The sequence below is a fragment of the Xanthomonas sp. DAR 35659 genome (assembly GCF_041242975.1).
Taxonomy (GTDB): Bacteria; Pseudomonadota; Gammaproteobacteria; order Xanthomonadales; family Xanthomonadaceae; genus Xanthomonas_A; species Xanthomonas_A medicagonis.
On record NZ_CP162488.1, the window covers coordinates 3,515,177 to 3,531,174 of the forward strand.

Here is a 15,998-nt window from a genome sequence, read left to right on the forward strand (position 1 = left end):
AAGCCGCTCCTACAGAAAGCCGGAAGCGCCTATCCGCCTTGCTGCTGCGCCAGTTGGATATCGCGCTGGCGGCGCTTCTCGTTGCGCGCCATGAGCCACCAGCCGACGAAGGCGGCGATCGACACCGCCAGCACCATCAGCGTGGCCAGCGCGTTGATCTTCGGCTTCAGCCCCATCCGCACCGAGGAGAACACGGTCATCGGCAGCGTGGTCGAGTTCGGCCCGGCGACGAAATTGGCGATCACCACGTCGTCCAGCGACAAGGTGAACGCCAGCAGCCAGCCGGACACCAGCGCCGGTGCGATGATCGGCAGGGTGATCAGGAAGAACACCTTGAGCCGGTTCGCGCCCAGGTCCATCGCCGCCTCTTCCAGCGAGCGGTCCAGTTCCTGCAGACGCGAGGACACCACCACGGTGACGAAGGACAGGGTGAAGGTGACGTGCGCGGCCCAGATCGCCATCACCCCCTTGGGCGGGATGCCGATCAGCCCGCCCATCGACACCAGCATCATCATGATCGACAGGCCGATGATCACCTCCGGCATCACCAGCGGCGCGGTCACCAGCGCGCCGAACAGGCTCTTGCTGGGGAAGCGGCGAAACCGCGTCATCACCATCGCCGCCAGCGTGCCGATCACCATCGACGCGGTCGCGGTCCAGAACGCGACCTTCAGGCTGATCCAGGCCGCCTGCAGGATCTGCCGGTCGCGCAGCAGTTCGCCGTACCACTTGGTCGAGAACCCGGCCCACACCGTCGCCAGCTTCGAGGCATTGAACGAATACACCATCAACAGCAGGATCGGCAGGTAAAGGAAGGCGAAGCCGCCGCCCAGCACCACCCAGCGCAGCACCCGCCCGCCGCGCAGCGCGCCGGCCGCGCTCATGCCTGGCCGCCTTCGAGCTGGCGCTGCTGGTAGCGGTTGAAGATCAGGATCGGCAGCATCAGCAACGCCAGCATCACGATCGCCACCGCCGAGGCCGCGGGCCAGTCGCGGTTGTTGAAGAACTCGCCCCACAGCACCCGGCCGATCATCAGCGTGTCCGGGCCGCCGAGCATTTCCGGGATCACGAACTCGCCCACCGCCGGGATCATCACCAGCATGCAGCCGGCGACGATGCCGGGACGCGACATCGGCAGGGTGATGGTCGCGAACGCCTTCCACGGCCGCGCGCCCAGATCGTAGGCGGCCTCCAGCAGGCGGTGGTCCTGCTTGACCAGGGTCGCGTACAGCGGCAGCACCATGAACGGCAGGTAGCAGTAGACGATGCCGATGTAGGCGGCGACCGGGGTGTAGAGGATGTGCAGCGGCGCATCGATCAGGCCCAGCGCCAGCAGCGCGCGGTTGAGCACGCCGTTGCTGTCGAGGATGCCGATCCAGGCGTAGACGCGGATCAGGAACGAGGTCCACGACGGCAGCACCACCAGCATCATCGCGATGTTGCGCGCCGCCGGCGACATGCGCGCGATCACGTACGCCATCGGGTAGCCGATCAGCAGGGTCAGCGCGGTGGAGATGCCGGCGATCTTGATCGAGCCCCAGTAGGCGGCGATGTACTGGCTGTCGCGCAGCAGCGCCAGGTAGTTCTGCAAGGTGAACTTCAGCGTCAGCACGCCGTCCCTGTAGTCCACCAGCGCGCTGTAAGGCGGGCTGCTGATCGCCTGTTCGGCGAAGGAGATGCGCAGCACGATCAGGAACGGAATCGCGAAGAACAGCAGCAGCCACAGGTACGGCGCGGCGATCACCAGCCAGCGCGTCGCTGGCAGCGCGCGCAGGCGCAGCCGCTGCCAAAGTCGCGGCGTCGGCGTCGGCGACGATACGGGCGCCACCGGGACGACGGGCGCACTCATGCGGTCAGCACCACGCCGTCGTTGTCGTCCCACGACACCCACACGCTGTCGCCCCAGGTCATGCCCTCGCTGTCCCAACGCTTCTGGTTGGCGAAGTTGGATTGCACGCGGATGCCGCTGGGCAGGCGTACGTGGAAGATCGAGTGGCTGCCGAAGTAGGCGATGTCCTCGATGCTGCCGCGCGCCTTGTTGTAGGCCTGCTCCGGCTCGCCCTTAGTGATCCAGACCTTCTCCGGGCGCACCGCGAACGCCACCTCCTGCCCTTCCACCCCGGTGATGCCATGGCTGATGTAGATCGGCACCGGAAACTGCGGCGAAATCACCGTCACGTGATCGGGATGGTCTTCGCCGATCCGGCCCTCGATCATGTTCACCGAGCCGATGAACTCGGCGACGAAGCGACTGTTCGGCGACTCGTAGATGTCGCCCGGGGTGCCGACCTGGCGGATACGGCCGTGCTCCATCAGCGCGATGCGGGTGGCCATGGTCATCGCCTCCTCCTGGTCGTGGGTGACCATCACGCAGGTCACGCCGGAGGTCTCGATGATGTTGACCAGCTCCAGTTGCATCTGCGAGCGCAGCTTCTTGTCCAGCGCGCCCATCGGCTCGTCCAGCAGCAGCAGTTTGGGCCCCTTGGCCAGCGAGCGCGCCAGCGCCACGCGCTGCTGCTGGCCGCCGGAGAGCTGGTGCGGCTTGCGCTTGCCGAGCTTGCCCAGTTGCACCAGCTCCAGCATCTCGGCCACGCGCTTGGCGATGGCCGCGCGCGACAGCCCGTCCTGCTTCAGGCCGAAGGCGATGTTCTGCTCCACTGTCATGTGCGGGAACAGCGCATAGGACTGGAACATCATGTTGAGCGGACGCTCGTAGGGCGGCAGGCCGTCCAGCGGCTGGCCGTCGAGCACGATGCGGCCGCGGCTGGGCTGTTCGAACCCGCCCAGGCAGCGCAGCAAGGTCGACTTGCCGCTGCCCGAACCGCCGAGCAGCGCGAAGATCTCGCCCTTGCCGATATCCAGGTCGACGTCGTCGAGCGCGACGAAGCCGTCGAACTCCTTGCGCACGCCGGCGATGGACAGGTAGCCGCCGCCCTTGGCCGGGGCGGCCGCGGCCGCCGCGAGCGCGGCCGGCGGGAGGTCGGAGTTCGCTTCGCTCGAAGCCATCTATTGCTCCCCGTGGAGGACACCGCCGCGCAGAGTCGCCGAGGCTGCCGGCGATCGCGTGGCCGGCCCCAGTGTAGCCGCGGCCGCCGCATCGGCGATACCGCGGCGCGGGCCGTCGCTATCGCGGCGCGGGCGGCGGCGGTGGCGCCCAGCCCAGGCCCAGGCTCTTCTGCAGCGCCACGTAGCGCAGCAGCACCTGGGTGCGCGCCTGCACCGCGCTGTCCTGCGCCGAAGCCTGCTGGCGTTGCACGTCCAGCGCGTCGATCAACGACGAGGCGCCGGCCGCGTAGCGCTGCTGCAACAAGGCGGCGGAGCGGTCGGCCGAGGCCTCGGCCTTGGCCGCGGCCAGCGCCTGCTGGCGGGCCGCGCCGAACCGCGCCAGCGCGCTGTTGGCGTCCTGCAAGGCGGCCAGCACGGTGCCCTCGTAGGCGGCCAGGCGCGCGTCGTTGCCGGCGCGGGCCTGCTCCACCTTGGCGCGGGTCGCGCCGAAATCGAAGATCGACCAGCGCAGGAACGGCGCCACCACGCTGTTGATCGCGTCACTGCCGAGATCGCCCGGCGAGGTGGCGGCCATGCCGATGGTGCCGAACAGGGTGACCTGCGGGAAATACGCGCTCAGCGCCTGGCCGATCTGCGCCGAGGACGACGCCAGCTGACGCTCGGCACGGCGCACGTCCGGACGCCGCCGGATTAGCGACCCCGCATCGTCCACCGGCACCACCGCCGGCAATGCCGGCAGCGGCCGGTCCTGCGCCAGCGTGGCGTCGAGCGCGCCGGGCTCGCGGCCGATCATCAACGCCAGTTGGTCCAGCGCTTCCTTGGCCTGCGCCTGCAGGTCCGGCAGCACCGCTTCCTGCTGTTGCAGCTGCGCCTGCGCGCGCTCCACCTGCAAGTCGGCATCGGCGCCGCGTTCGCGCCGCTGGCGGGTCAGCTGCAGGGTCTGCCGCGCCGCCTCCAGGTTGCGCTGGGCGATGGCGATGCGCTCGCGCGTGGCGCGATAGCCCAGGTAGGCCTGGCCCACTTCCGCGGCCAGTTGCACCTGGGCGTCGGCCAGTTCGGCCTCGTCGGCCTGCGCGTCGGCCAGCGCGCCCTCGCTGGCGCGGCGGCGACGGCCGAAGAAATCCAGCTCCCAACTCGCGTCGATGCCGACGCTGTACAGCTGCGCGTGCGGATCTATCGTCAGCGGCTGGCCGGTGCCGGCGGCGATGGTCGCCACGCCGTCGGTCAGCGCATCCGGCGCCCGCGCGTTGACGTAGGCGGCGGTGGCGCCGACGCTGGGCAACTGCTCGGCATGGCGCTGCTGCACCAGCGCGCGCGAAGCGCGCAGCTTGGCCTGCGCGGCGCGCAGGTTCGGGCTGTTCTGCAGGGCCTGCTCGACCAGCGCATTCAACTGCGGATCCTGCAGCGTCTCCCACCAGCGCTGCGGCGGCGGCGCCGGCACCACGCCGGCGGCCGCGGCGACTGCGTCGGCGCGATGCAGTTGCGGCTGCGCCTGCGCCGCTTCGGCCACCGGCGGCGGCTTCACGTAGTCCGGGCCGAGCATGCACGCCGACAACAGCAGCGGCAATGTGGCGGGGACGAGAACACGGGGAACGCGCTGGATCATGGAAGCCTCAATGCATCGCGAGCGAAGCGCCGCCCTTGGGCAGCGGTTTGAGCAGGAACGCCAGCGGGATCGTGCACACCACGATCACCCCGAAGATCCAGAACAAGTCGTTGTAGGTCATCACCAGCGCCTGCTGCTGCACCATGCGCGCCAGTTGCGCCACGGACTGCATCGCCGCGCCGGCGCCGGTCGCGGTCTGCAACTGCGTGGCCATGCCGTGCAGATAATCCTGCGCCAGCGGCGAATTGGCGCTGGTGCCGCTGCCGATCATCTGCGTGTGGAACACCATGCGCCGCTCCTGGAAGGTGGAGATCAGCGCCAGTCCGATCGAACCGCCCATGTTGCGCGCGGCGTTGAACAGGCCCGAGGCGTCGCCGGCCAGCTCGGGCGGCACCGAGGAGATCGCCGCCTGGTTCAGCGACATCATCGCCAGAGCCAGGCCGCAGCCCTGCAACAGCTGCCCGACGACGAAGTGCATGCCGACCGAGTCGGCGGTCAGGTGCACGTTGACGAAGCACGCGGCGGCGAAGCAGGTCAGGCCGCCGAGCACCAGCACACGCACGTCCACGGTGGTCAGCAGCTTGGGCATCATCGGCATCAGCAACACCGTGGGCACGCCGGACAGCAGCACCACGTAGCCGGATTGCTCGGTGTTGTAGCCGGAGATTGTGGCCAGGAACTGCGGAATCATGTACATGACGCCGAACAGGATCATGCCCACCGCCATCACCATCACGAACACCGCGCCGAAACTGCGTTGCAGCAGGATCGACAGGCGGATCACCGGCTGCCGGCTGAGGAACTGCGAGGCCAGCAGGGCGATGAAGCCGACCAGCGAGACCACGCTCAGCAGCACGATCTCGCTGGACTCGAACCAGCGCTCGCGCTGGCCCTCCTCCAGCACCACGGTCAGCGCGCCCAGCCCGGCGGTGAGGCCGAAGATGCCGAGCCAGTCCGCGTCCAGCAACCCGCGCAGATACATGCGCTCGTGCGGCAATCCCAGCAGCAGCAGCGCCACCAGCCCGGCGCAGACCGGCACGTTGAGGAAGAACGCGTAGTGCCAGCTGACGTTCTCGGTCAGCCAGCCGCCCAGCAATGGGCCGATCACCGGCCCCAGGATCACGGTCATGCCGAACAGCGCCGTGCCCAGGGTCTGCTGCGCCGGCGGCAGGCGCGTGGCGACGATGGTCAGCGCCGTCGGGATCAATGCGCCGCCGGCGAAGCCCTGGCCGACGCGGCCGAGGATCATCATGGTCAGGCTGTTCGACAATCCGCACACCACCGAGAAAAAGGTGAACAGCAGCGCGCAGATCAACAGGAAGTTGCGCAGCCCGAGCGTGCGCACGAACCACCCGGTCAGCGGGATCATCACGATCTCGGCGACCAGGTAGGCGGTGGAGATCCAGGTGCCCTCGGTACCGCTGGCACCGACCTCGCCCTGGATGGTCGGCAGCGCGGCGTTGACGATGGAGATGTCCAGCGTCGCCATGAACGAGCCGATGGTGCCGGCGGCGACCGCCAGCCACGCGCCGGTATCGGCCTTCTGCGCTGCGCCCGCCGCCGGGGCAGCGGCGGCCTCGCTCACGGCGCGGCCTCGCGATGCGGCGCGGCGGCCTGGCCCTGCCCGCTTTCCTGCTGCACACGATCCTTGGCGTCCTTGGCCGCGCGCGTGTCCACCGTCACCGTCACCGACATGCCCGGCACCAGCACCTTGCGCGCCTCGGCGCCGGCCTTCAGACGGATCCGCACCGGCACCCGCTGCACCACCTTGGTGAAGTTGCCGGTGGCGTTCTCCGGCGGCAGCAGCGCGAACTGCGACCCGGTGCCCGGCGCGATGCTCTCCACCACGCCCTCCAGTTCGACCCCGGGCAGCGCATCGACCTCGATCCGCGCCGGCTGCCCGGGCCGCATCAGCCCGACCTGGGTTTCCTTGAAGTTGGCGCTCAGGTACAGCGCGTCCACCGGCACCACGCTCATCAGCCGCGTGCCGGCGGCGACGAACTGGCCGACCTGCACGGTCTTGTCGCCGATGCGCCCGTCGATGCGCGCGGTGAGCCGGGTGTCCTCCACCGCCACCTGCGCCTGGTCGGCGTCGGCTTGCGCCTGGGTGAGCCCGGCACGGGCCTGGTCGAGCTGCGCGCTGGCGCCCTGCAACTGGCTTTCGGCGGCCGCCACCTGCGCCTTGGCCGCATCGAACTGGGCCTGGGCGCGATCGCGGTCGTGGACGATGCTCTCGTAATGCTCGTGCGTATCGGCGCCCGACGCGGCCAGCGGCCCGAACCGCTTGGCCTCGCCTTGGGCGAAGCGCAGGCTGGCCGCGGCCGCGCTGACCTGGGTACGCGCCTGCAGCAGGGTCGCGCGCTGCGCCTGCAGCGCGGCCTCGGCGGCGGCGATGTCGGCCTGGCGCACCGCGATCGCGGCCTGCGCCTGCTGCAAGGTGGCGCGGTAGGTGCGCTCGTCGATCTGCAGCAGCGGCTGCCCGGCCTTGACCGTCTGGTTGTCGCCGACGAACACCGCGGTCACGTAGCCATTGACCCGCGGCGCCACCGCCACCGAATCGGCCTGCAGATAGGCGTTGTTGGTCTCCTGCAGGTAGCGGCCGGTGGTCAGGTAGTAGATCAGCCACACCACCAGGCCGACCACGACCGCCAGGCCGATCAGCAGCAGGGTCCATTTCACCTTGGGATTCTTCAGCGGCGACGGCTTGTCGGGCTGCTTGCCGTCGTCCTGGGCGGGTCCGTCGCGGCCATCGTCCGGAGCCGCCTGCCGTTGCGTCTGCGTGGGATCTTGGTCGTGGGTGCTCAAGTCGCGGATTCCTGGAGATGGACGGGGCGGTCGATGCCATGCCTTGGCGGGGCGACGGGCGCAGCGTGGCGCTGGCCCGTTACCAGACGGCGGCGTACGGATGAATCTACAAGTATCTGTACCGGCGAGTCCAGATTGTGTGAGGGTGGGCGTCGGTGGAGTTCAGGTGCTGTGCGGCTGTGCTTGTCGCGGACGCTATTGCGCCTGGCCTCGCCTGCTGCGGCAAGGCCGGACCAGTGCAGCCATGCACTCTTCCTCTCCTGGCGGAACCAGGGACGCCTTTTCGGGAAACGTGCCCGCAGGGCCGGATGACGGTGAGGGCTTAGAGTCGCTAACAAAACGTAGTTGAACGCAGATTCGCATGTGGCAAAATTAGCGACATGGCCCGTCGCAAAGAGATCCCCGCCGCGCTGTGGAAGCGCATCGAACCGCTGATCCCGCCAGTCAAGCCCTCGCCCAAAGGAGGGCGGCCTCGCGTCAGCGATCAGCAAGCCCTCAACGGCATCGTCTATGTCCTGCGGACCGGCATTCCATGGGAAGAACTGCCCCTGGAATTGGGCTACGGCAGCGGCATGACCTGTTGGCGCCGGTTGCGCGACTGGCAGGCCGCCGGCGTCTGGCATCGCCTGCATCAGGTTCTGCTGGCCGAATTGCGGCGAGCCGACAAGCTGGACCTGACCGAGCCAGCCTGGACGCGGCCAGTGTGGCCTCCCCCCGGGGGGCGCGTACACCGGACCGAACCCGACCGATCGCGGCAAACTCGGCAGCAAGCGGCATCTGATCGTCGATCGCAATGGCGTTCCCTTGGCGTTCTGCGTGACCGGAGCCAACCGGCACGACTCGGTGGTCTTCGAGGAACTGGTCGATGCCTTGCCGCCGATCGCCGGCAAGCCAGGGCGCCCACGACGTTGGCCAGGCAAACTGCACGCTGACAAGGCCTACGACATCGATCGTTGCCGCCATCACCTCAAGAAGCGGGGCATCACGCCACGCATCGCTCGCAAGGGGATCGAGCGCAACGACCGGCTGGGGCGCCATCGCTGGGTCGTGGAACGCACTCACGCGTGGTTCGCAGGCATGGGCAAGCTACGCATCCGATTCGAACGTCGCATCGATATCCATCTGGCGTGGCTCTCGATTGCCTGTTCGATCATCTGCCTACGGATCCTTCCTTAGTTTTGTTAGCGACTCTTAGCCTCATGCATCCCAGACTCTGCGAGTCGCTTCGCGCCGGACCCTCACCCCAACCCCTCTCCCGATGGGAGAGGGGCTAGCAGCTTTTCCTTCTCCCCGCGGGAGAAGGTGCCCCGAAGGGGCGGATGAGGGTACGGGCGTAGCCTCGTGCGCCCAACTCCGTCAGTCGCTTTCGCGTCGTACCCTCACCCCACCCCTCTCCCGACGGGAGAGGGGCTGTACTGCCTTGCCATCGGGATCTGCTGCGGTCGCGCTCAATGGCCGGTCTTCAGTTCCGTCCACAGCCGCGTGTACTGGCGGTCCACGTCCGGCGGCATCACCGCCAGCGCGAACAACTTGGCCTGCACCTCCGCCGGCGGGTAGATAGTCCGGTCGCCGCTGATCGCCGCATCGATCAAAGGCAGCGACTTGGGCACCGCATTGGGGTAGCTGACGAAGTTGGTGTTGGCCGCGGCCACTTCCGGAGTCAGCAGGTAGTTGATGAACTGGTAGGCGTTCTCCGGATGCTTGGCGTCCTTGGGGATGGCCAGCATGTCGAAGAACTGCAGCGCTCCTTCCTTCGGGATCGAATAGCCGATGCGCACGCCGTTCTTGGCTTCCTCGGCGCGGTCGCGCGCCTGCGCGATGTCGCCGGACCAGCCCACCACCAGGCAGGTGCTGCCCTTGGCCAGCGCGTCGATGTATTGCGAGGAATGGAAGTTCTGGATGTAGGGGCGGATTTCCTTGAGCTTGGCCGCGGCCTTCTCGATCACCTTGGGGTCGGTGCTGTTCGGATCCTCGCCCAGGTAGTGCAGCACCGTCGGCACGATCTCCGAGGCGGTATCGAGGAAGGTCACCCCGCAATCCTTGAGCTTGGCCAGATTCTTCGGCTCGAACACCAGCTCCCAACTGTCGACCACGTCGGTGTTGCCGAACGCGGCCTGGACCTTGTCCACGTTGTAGCCGATGCCGGTGGTGCCCCACAGGTACGGCACCGCATAGGTGTTGCCCGGATCCTGCTGGGCGATGCGCTGCATCATCGCCGGGTCGAGGTTGGCCAGGTTCGGGATCTTGCGCTTGTCCAGCGGCAGGAACACGCCGGCCTGTATTTGCCGGCCGAGGAAGCTCAGCGACGGCACCACCACGTCGTAGCCGCTGCCGCCGGCCAGCAGCTTGGCTTCCAGCACCTCGTTGCTGTCGAACACGTCGTAGGTGACGTGGATGCCGCTGTGCCGCTCGAAGCCGGGCACGGTGCCTTCGGCGATGTAGTCCGACCAGTTGTAGACGTTCAATTGCTTGGCCTCGTCGGCGCCCGCCGCCGCGCCGCCCTCCGGCTCCGATCCGCCGCAGCCGGCCAGGCCCAGCACCGCCCACATCCCCGCTATCGCTCGCCACTTCATCGTCGTCTCCGATGCCGCCCGTCGCGGGCGGCGGTTGGCGGGACGCCGCATGGGCCGCGTCCCGGTGGTCCTCCCCCATTGGCGACCGCGCGCCGCGCGGCCGTACTGCGTGCAGGCGCGGCAGCGTCGCGCCGCGCCATGGACCACGGACGCGACCGGCTCAGCGGCCGGTCTTGATCTCCGTCCACAGGCGGGTATACAGCTTGTCCACCTCGGGCGGGTTGATCGAATAGGTGAACATCTTCGCCGCCACCTCCGGCGGCGGATAGATGGTCGGGTCGTTGCGGATCGCCGCATCCACCAGCGGCGTCGCCTTCGGCACCGGATTGGCGTAATGGATGAAGTTGCTGTTGGCCGCGGCCACCTCCGGGGTCAACAGGTAGTTGATGAACTTGTAGGCGTTCTCCGGATGCTTGGCGTCCTTGGGGATGGCCAGCATGTCGAACCACTGCGGCGCGCCTTCCTTGGGAATCGAATAGGCCACGTGCACGCCGTTCTTGGCTTCCTCGGCGCGATCGCGCGCCTGGATGATGTCGCCGGACCAGCCCACCGCCAGGCAGGTGCTGCCGTTAGCCAGCGAGGTCACGTACTGCGAGGAGTGGAAGTTCTGCACGTAGGGGCGGATGCCCTTGATCAGCGCCGCGGCCTTCTCGATCTTGGCGGGATCGGTGCTGTGCGGATCCTCGCCCAGGTAATGCAGCGCGATCGGGATCAGGTCCGAGGGCGTGTCCAGCAGGGTCACGCCGCAATCCTTGAGCTTGGCCAGGTTCTCCGGCTTGAACACCAGGTCCCAGCTGTTGGCGATGTCGGTGCTGCCGAACGCGGCCTTGACCTTGTCCACGTTGTAGCCGATGCCGGTGGTGCCGACCATGTACGGCACGCCGTACTTGTTGTCCGGATCCTGCTGCGCGATGCGCTGCATGATCTGCGGATCGAGGTTGGCCAGGTTCGGAATCTTGCTCTTGTCCAGCGGCAGGAACACCCCGGCCTGGATCTGCCGGCCGAAGAAGTTCAGCGTCGGCACCACCACGTCGTAGCCGCTGCCGCCGGCCAGCAGCTTGGTCTCCACCATCTCGTCGCTGTCGAACACGTCGTAGGTGACGGCGATACCGGTCTGCTTCTCGAAATCGGGAATCGTGTTCTCGGCGATGTAGTCCGAGTAGTTGTAGACGTTGAGCACCTGCTCCCCGCCCGCCGCGGGCTTGCCGCCCTGGCCGCCGCTTTCGCCGCCGCCGGATCCGCCACAGGCGGCGAGCAACGCCGCGGAGAGGGAAAGAGTGAGCAGTCGCAGCTTCATTGCAGGTCTCCGCAGGTCCATGGGGAAGATCGGAAGATACCGGCCGCGCGCGGCGCCGCCGGTGATGGGGTCACCCCTTCCAGACTAACCAGCGCCGGCCTATTTGCCCAGCGCCTGGGCGGTGTCCTCCAGCGCCAGCCAGGCCTTGTCGAACAGTTCGTCGACCTGGGCGCGGCTGAGGATCAGCGGCGGCGACAGTAGCATCGCATCGTTGGTCGCGCGCAGGATCAGGCCGCGGCGCAGGGCGTGGTCGCGGCACAGCGCGCCGACCTTGCCGCGCTCGGGGAAGTAGTGCCGGCGCGGCTTGTCCGGGACCAGTTCCAGCGCACCGATCATGCCGACGATGCGCGCCTCGCCGACCAGCCGGTGCTCGCCCAGCTCGGCCCAGCGCTGCGCCAGATACGGCGCGATCTCGCTGCGCGCGCGCGCGACGATGCCCTCGTCCTGCAGCAGGCGCAGGTTCTCCAGCGCCACCGCCGCGCACACCGGATGCCCCGAATAGGTGCAACCATGCGCCAGCTCCCCGCCCTGCTCCTTCAGGACCGTGGCCACGCGGTCGCCGAACATCGCCGCGCCGAGCGGGATGTAGCCGGAGGTGATGCCCTTGGCGATGGTCATCACGTCGGGCTGGAAACCGAAGTGCTGCGCGCCGAACCAGTCGCCGGTGCGGCCGAAGCCGCAGATCACCTCGTCGGCGACCAGCAGCACGTCGTAGCGGCGGCAGATGCGCTCGATCTCCGGCCAGTAGCTGCGCGGCGGAATGTACACGCCGATCGCGCCCATGATCGGTTCGCCGATGAAGGCGGCCACCCGCTCCGGGCCCAATTCCAGGATCTTGTCCTCCAGCCTTCGCGCGGCCAGCAGCCCGTATTCCTCCGGGTCCAGGTCGCCGGCGTCGCCGAACGGGTATGGCGGATCGATGTGGTGGATGTCGGGGATCGGCAGGCCGCCCTGGCGATGCATGCCCTTCATCCCGCCGAGGCTGGCGCCGGCCATGGTGGTGCCGTGGTAGCCGTCGTGGCGGCCGATGAAGATGGTCTTCCGTGGCTGGTCCTGCACCGCCCAGAAGTGCCGCACCAGGCGCAGGATGGTGTCGTTGGCCTCGGACCCGGAGTTGGTGAAGAAGGCATGGTTCAAGTCGCCGGGGGTGAGCTCGGCGAGCTTGGCGGCCAGGCGGATGGTGGGCTCGGTGGTGCACTGGAAGAAGCTGTTGTAGTACGCCAACTGCTCCATCTGCCGCGCGGCGGCCTGGCCGAGTTCCTTGCGCCCGTAGCCGAGGTTGACGCACCACAGGCCGGCGAAGGCGTCGAGCAGTTTGTTGCCGTCGGCGTCCCAGACGTAGGCGCCGTCGCCGCGGGTGAGGATGCGGGTGCCTTTCTGCGCCAGGGCGGCGTTGTCGTTGAACGGGTGCAGGTGATGCGCCGCATCCAGGTCCTGCAGGGCCCGCGTGTCTATCCGATCCATGTCCACTCCATGCTTGTTGCTGTGCTGTCGCTGTTGCTGAATCTGTCGCTGTTGCTGTCGTCTCGGCTGTCGCCGCTTCGCTTGCGCTTCGGATCTAGCTGTCGCCTTTACTGCCTTTGGCTTTGGCTTTGGCTTTGGCTGTTGCTCTGGCTGTTGCTGTTGCTCTCGCTGTTGCCCTCGCTGGTGATGTTGCTGTTGCTGTTGCTGTTGCTGTTGCTGCGGCTGTTGCTCTTGCTTTTGACTTACCGGGTTCCCTTCCGAGCGGCGGCCATGGCGGGGAAAAACCCCGCAGGGGCGGCGCACATGGATGTGCGCCGTTCGCGGCAGGGGCAGGATGCCCCTTCCGCGAATCCCCGTCATGGACGCGGACCTGGAGCGCGCAGCGCGGAAGGCGCTCGGCAGGGCGTGCTTTCTTTTGGTTACTTTTCTTTGCACGAGCAAAGAAAAGTGACCCGCCGCCAGGCGGAAGCCTTTGCTCTAGCGCTCTTGTAGGAGTGGCTTCAGCCACGACAGGCTGTACCAGACGTCTGTCGCGGCTGAAGCCGCTCCTACAGTTCCCTCTTGATCCGGCACGCAAAACCTAAAGCAACAGCAAAGCTTTCGCCTTACGGCGAGTTACTTTTCTTTGCTTGTGCAAAGAAAAGTAACCAAAAGAAAGCACACCCCGCAGCGCGCCCTCCGCGCTACGCGCTCCGGGTCCGCAGGCCCGGCGGGCATTTTTCGACGGCACATCCATGTGCCGGCGAAAAACGACGCGCATCCTGCGCGTCGCCCTTCGGGTATTCGCCCGCCGGACCTGCCGCGCTGAGGGGGCCCGGTAGATCAAAAGCAAAGCAGCAACAGCAACAGCAACAGCATGAGATTGCATGCCTTCTCGATCCGCCATCGCAAGCAAGGGCGGACCTCACACGTTCAACAACAAGAACTCCCGTTCCCACGAACTGATCACCCGGAAGAACGTCTCGTACTCCTTGCGCTTGACCGAAATGTACGCACGCACGAAACGTGGCCCCAGCAACTGCTGCAACGGCGCGCAGCGTTCCAGCTCGTCCAGCGCCTCGCCCAGCGAACGCGGCAACTGGAAACCCATCTCCTTGCCGTTGCCGCTGATCGGCGCGGTCGGCTCCAGCTTCTCGCGGATGCCCAGCAGCCCGCAGGCCAGCGTCGCCGCCATCGCCAGATACGGATTGGCGTCGGAACCGGCGAAACGGCTCTCCACCCGCATGTTCTCGATCGTGTCGATCGGCACCCGCAACCCGCAGGTGCGGTTGTCGAAGCCCCACAGCACATTGCTCGGCGACACCTCGCCGAACATCAGCCGGCGGTAGGAATTGACGTTCGGCGCCAGCAACGCCATCGCCATCGGCACGTACTTCTGCAGGCCAGCCAGGTAATGCGCGAAGGTGCGGCTGTACTCGCCCGCGCGGCGGCCGCTGAACACGTTCTTGCCGTGCTTGTCGACCAGGCTCTGGTGGATGTGCATCGCACTGCCCGGCTCGTTCTCCATCGGCTTGGCCAGGAACGTGGCGTACACGCCATGGCGCATCGCCGCCTCGCGCATGGTGCGCTTGAACAGGAACACCTGGTCGGCGCGCGACAGCGCGTCGGAATGGGTGAAGTTGACCTCCAGCTGCGCCGCGCCCGATTCGTGGATCAAGGTGTCCACGTCCAGTTCCATCGCGTCGCAATAGTCGTACATCAGGTCCAGGATCGGATCGAACTCGTTGACCGCGTCGATCGAGTACGACTGCCGCGCCGTCTCCGGCCGGCCCGAACGCCCGGCCGGCGGTAGCAGCGGGAAATCCGGATCGGTGTTCTTCTGCACCAGGAAGAATTCCACCTCCGGCGCCACCACCGGCTTGAAGCCGATCGCGGCATACGCCTCCAGCACGCCGCGCAGCACATTGCGCGGCGCCAGTTCGTGCGGCTGGCCATCCTTGGTGTAGCAGTCGTGGATCACCTGCGCGGTAGGATCGGTAGCCCACGGCACCATCCGCACCGTGTCCGGGTCCGGGCGCAGCTGCATGTCCGAGTCCGACGGCGAGGTCAGGTCGTAGTAGTCGTCGGGATACTCGCCGGTGACGGTGGTGGCGAAGATGCCCTCGGGCAGGCGCGTGCCGTAGTCGTGCGAGAACTTGGCGGCGGGGATGATCTTGCCGCGCGCATTGCCGGTGATGTCCGGCACCAGGCACTCGACCTCGGTAATGTGGCGATCTTTCAGCCAGCGGCGCAGCGAGCTTTCCTGCTGTTCGGGGGTGTTCTTGCGGGAGCGCGGGCGGCTGGCCATGGGGATCGTTTCAGTGCGTGCGGCGAGCCGCGTAGTGGCGACAGGCATCGCCGAAGGATTGGAAGATGCCCAGGTAGAACGGATCGTCGAGCACGCGCCATTCCGGGTGCCACTGTACGCCGAGCAGGAAGCCGGGGCCGATGCCGCGGAACGCCTCGATCAGGCCATCCGGCGCGCGCGCCTCCACGATCAGGTCGCCGCCGAGGCGGGCCACGCCCTGCCCGTGCAGCGAATTGACCCGCGCATGGCCGCGGCCGGCGATCTCCTCCAGCCAGCCGCCCTCGCTCAACGTCACCTCGTGCGCCGGCGCGTACTGCAGCTCCAGCGGCGCCTGGGGGTCCTCGCGGTGATCGGACAGTCCCTGCACCGCATGCACCTTCTGGTGCAAGGTCCCGCCGAGGGCGACGTTGACTTCCTGGAAGCCGCGGCAGATCGCCAGGATCGGCAGGCCGAGCGAGATCGCCTGCGGAATCAGATCCAGCGTGTTGGCGTCGCGCGCCGGATCGTGCGGATTGCCCAGCCAACTCGGCTCGTCGCTGTAATGGTGCGGTTCGATGTTGCTGATCGCGCCGGTCAGCAGCAGGCCGTCCAGCCGCGCCAGCCAGTCGCGCGGCGCGATCGGCGGCTGCAACGAGGGGAGCAACAGCGGGGTCACGCCGGCGCCATCGACCGCCGCGCGCAGGTACTTTTCCCCGGTGACCAGGAACGGATGTTGGCCGATGAGCTTGCGATCGGTCGGCACGCCGACCAGGGGCGATACGGCCATGCGAAGAACTCGTGTGGCGTGCCGGCAACTTACCCCGGGCGTTTTATTTTTACAACACACCGCCGCCGTGCGCGGCGGGGACGGACACGCACTGCCGCGGCGCGCAGGCGACAGGCGGCGGCAGGACCGCCGATCGCAGGGGTGGAGCCCGGCGAGGCGAGATCCGTCCACCCTACACAGCGGCCAGCGCCTGT

Annotated in this window: 12 protein-coding genes and 1 pseudogene; 2 read left to right on the forward strand and 11 right to left on the reverse strand. The window is 67.6% G+C overall.

Features of this window, described 5'->3' with window-relative positions; genetic code table 11:
- Positions 1-29: 29 nt before the first annotated feature.
- The 6 genes from AB3X07_RS14645 to AB3X07_RS14670 form a co-directional block, all read right to left on the reverse strand.
- The gene (locus AB3X07_RS14645) at positions 30-884 is read right to left on the reverse strand and encodes an ABC transporter permease subunit (protein ID WP_369939323.1); all 855 of its coding nucleotides are present in this window, start codon (positions 882-884) and stop codon (positions 30-32) included.
- Positions 881-1,849: an ABC transporter permease subunit gene (locus AB3X07_RS14650; RefSeq protein WP_369939324.1), complete on the reverse strand. Its 969-nt coding sequence runs from the start codon at positions 1,847-1,849 to the stop codon at positions 881-883. Before AB3X07_RS14650 ends, AB3X07_RS14645 begins: the two co-directional genes overlap by 4 nt.
- Positions 1,846-3,006 (reverse strand): ABC transporter ATP-binding protein, encoded by a 1,161-nt coding sequence (locus AB3X07_RS14655; RefSeq protein ID WP_369939325.1) that lies wholly within the window; start codon positions 3,004-3,006, stop codon positions 1,846-1,848. Before AB3X07_RS14655 ends, AB3X07_RS14650 begins: the two co-directional genes overlap by 4 nt.
- A 118-nt stretch (positions 3,007-3,124) precedes the next feature.
- Positions 3,125-4,612: an efflux transporter outer membrane subunit gene (locus tag AB3X07_RS14660; RefSeq protein WP_369939326.1), complete on the reverse strand. Its 1,488-nt coding sequence runs from the start codon at positions 4,610-4,612 to the stop codon at positions 3,125-3,127.
- A gap of 7 nt (positions 4,613-4,619) precedes the next feature.
- Positions 4,620-6,197 (reverse strand): DHA2 family efflux MFS transporter permease subunit, encoded by a 1,578-nt coding sequence (locus tag AB3X07_RS14665; RefSeq protein ID WP_369939327.1) that lies wholly within the window; start codon positions 6,195-6,197, stop codon positions 4,620-4,622.
- Positions 6,194-7,417: an HlyD family secretion protein gene (locus AB3X07_RS14670; protein WP_369939328.1), complete on the reverse strand. Its 1,224-nt coding sequence runs from the start codon at positions 7,415-7,417 to the stop codon at positions 6,194-6,196. Before AB3X07_RS14670 ends, AB3X07_RS14665 begins: the two co-directional genes overlap by 4 nt.
- 380 nt (positions 7,418-7,797) lie before the next feature.
- Here AB3X07_RS14670 and AB3X07_RS14675 point away from each other — a divergent pair.
- Positions 7,798-8,593, forward strand: a pseudogene (locus AB3X07_RS14675) (IS5 family transposase).
- A gap of 272 nt (positions 8,594-8,865) precedes the next feature.
- Here AB3X07_RS14675 and AB3X07_RS14680 read toward each other — a convergent pair.
- From AB3X07_RS14680 to AB3X07_RS14690, 3 genes are all read right to left on the reverse strand, one after another.
- On the reverse strand, positions 8,866-9,990 hold the full coding sequence (locus AB3X07_RS14680) for a polyamine ABC transporter substrate-binding protein (protein ID WP_369939330.1): 1,125 nt from the start codon (positions 9,988-9,990) through the stop codon (positions 8,866-8,868).
- A gap of 160 nt (positions 9,991-10,150) precedes the next feature.
- Positions 10,151-11,287: a polyamine ABC transporter substrate-binding protein gene (locus AB3X07_RS14685; protein WP_369939331.1), complete on the reverse strand. Its 1,137-nt coding sequence runs from the start codon at positions 11,285-11,287 to the stop codon at positions 10,151-10,153.
- 99 nt (positions 11,288-11,386) lie between these two features.
- On the reverse strand, positions 11,387-12,751 hold the full coding sequence (locus AB3X07_RS14690; RefSeq protein WP_369939333.1) for an aspartate aminotransferase family protein: 1,365 nt from the start codon (positions 12,749-12,751) through the stop codon (positions 11,387-11,389).
- Here AB3X07_RS14690 and AB3X07_RS14695 point away from each other — a divergent pair.
- Complete coding sequence (locus AB3X07_RS14695; protein WP_369939335.1) at positions 12,704-13,243, forward strand: hypothetical protein; 540 nt, start codon at positions 12,704-12,706, stop codon at positions 13,241-13,243. The two genes, AB3X07_RS14690 and AB3X07_RS14695, sit on opposite strands and share 48 nt — an antisense overlap.
- 412 nt (positions 13,244-13,655) lie before the next feature.
- On the opposite strand, the gene AB3X07_RS14700 is transcribed toward AB3X07_RS14695, so the two are convergent.
- Both AB3X07_RS14700 and AB3X07_RS14705 read right to left on the reverse strand, forming a co-directional pair.
- Positions 13,656-15,038, reverse strand: coding sequence for a glutamine synthetase family protein (locus AB3X07_RS14700; RefSeq protein WP_369939336.1), 1,383 nt, complete (start codon positions 15,036-15,038; stop codon positions 13,656-13,658).
- 10 nt (positions 15,039-15,048) lie between these two features.
- On the reverse strand, positions 15,049-15,804 hold the full coding sequence (locus AB3X07_RS14705) for a gamma-glutamyl-gamma-aminobutyrate hydrolase family protein (RefSeq protein ID WP_369939338.1): 756 nt from the start codon (positions 15,802-15,804) through the stop codon (positions 15,049-15,051).
- Positions 15,805-15,998 lie beyond the last annotated feature (194 nt).

Coding starts and splice junctions, on each gene's coding strand:
- AB3X07_RS14645 (WP_369939323.1), bottom strand. CDS start 884: ATGAGCGCGGCCGGCGCGCTGCGCGGCGGGCGGGTGCTGCGCTGGGTG.
- AB3X07_RS14650 (WP_369939324.1), bottom strand. CDS start 1,849: ATGAGTGCGCCCGTCGTCCCGGTGGCGCCCGTATCGTCGCCGACGCCG.
- AB3X07_RS14655 (WP_369939325.1), bottom strand. CDS start 3,006: ATGGCTTCGAGCGAAGCGAACTCCGACCTCCCGCCGGCCGCGCTCGCG.
- AB3X07_RS14660 (WP_369939326.1), bottom strand. CDS start 4,612: ATGATCCAGCGCGTTCCCCGTGTTCTCGTCCCCGCCACATTGCCGCTG.
- AB3X07_RS14680 (WP_369939330.1), bottom strand. CDS start 9,990: ATGAAGTGGCGAGCGATAGCGGGGATGTGGGCGGTGCTGGGCCTGGCC.
- AB3X07_RS14685 (WP_369939331.1), bottom strand. CDS start 11,287: ATGAAGCTGCGACTGCTCACTCTTTCCCTCTCCGCGGCGTTGCTCGCC.
- AB3X07_RS14695 (WP_369939335.1), top strand. CDS start 12,704: ATGCGCCGCATCCAGGTCCTGCAGGGCCCGCGTGTCTATCCGATCCAT.
- AB3X07_RS14690 (WP_369939333.1), bottom strand. CDS start 12,751: ATGGATCGGATAGACACGCGGGCCCTGCAGGACCTGGATGCGGCGCAT.
- AB3X07_RS14700 (WP_369939336.1), bottom strand. CDS start 15,038: ATGGCCAGCCGCCCGCGCTCCCGCAAGAACACCCCCGAACAGCAGGAA.
- AB3X07_RS14705 (WP_369939338.1), bottom strand. CDS start 15,804: ATGGCCGTATCGCCCCTGGTCGGCGTGCCGACCGATCGCAAGCTCATC.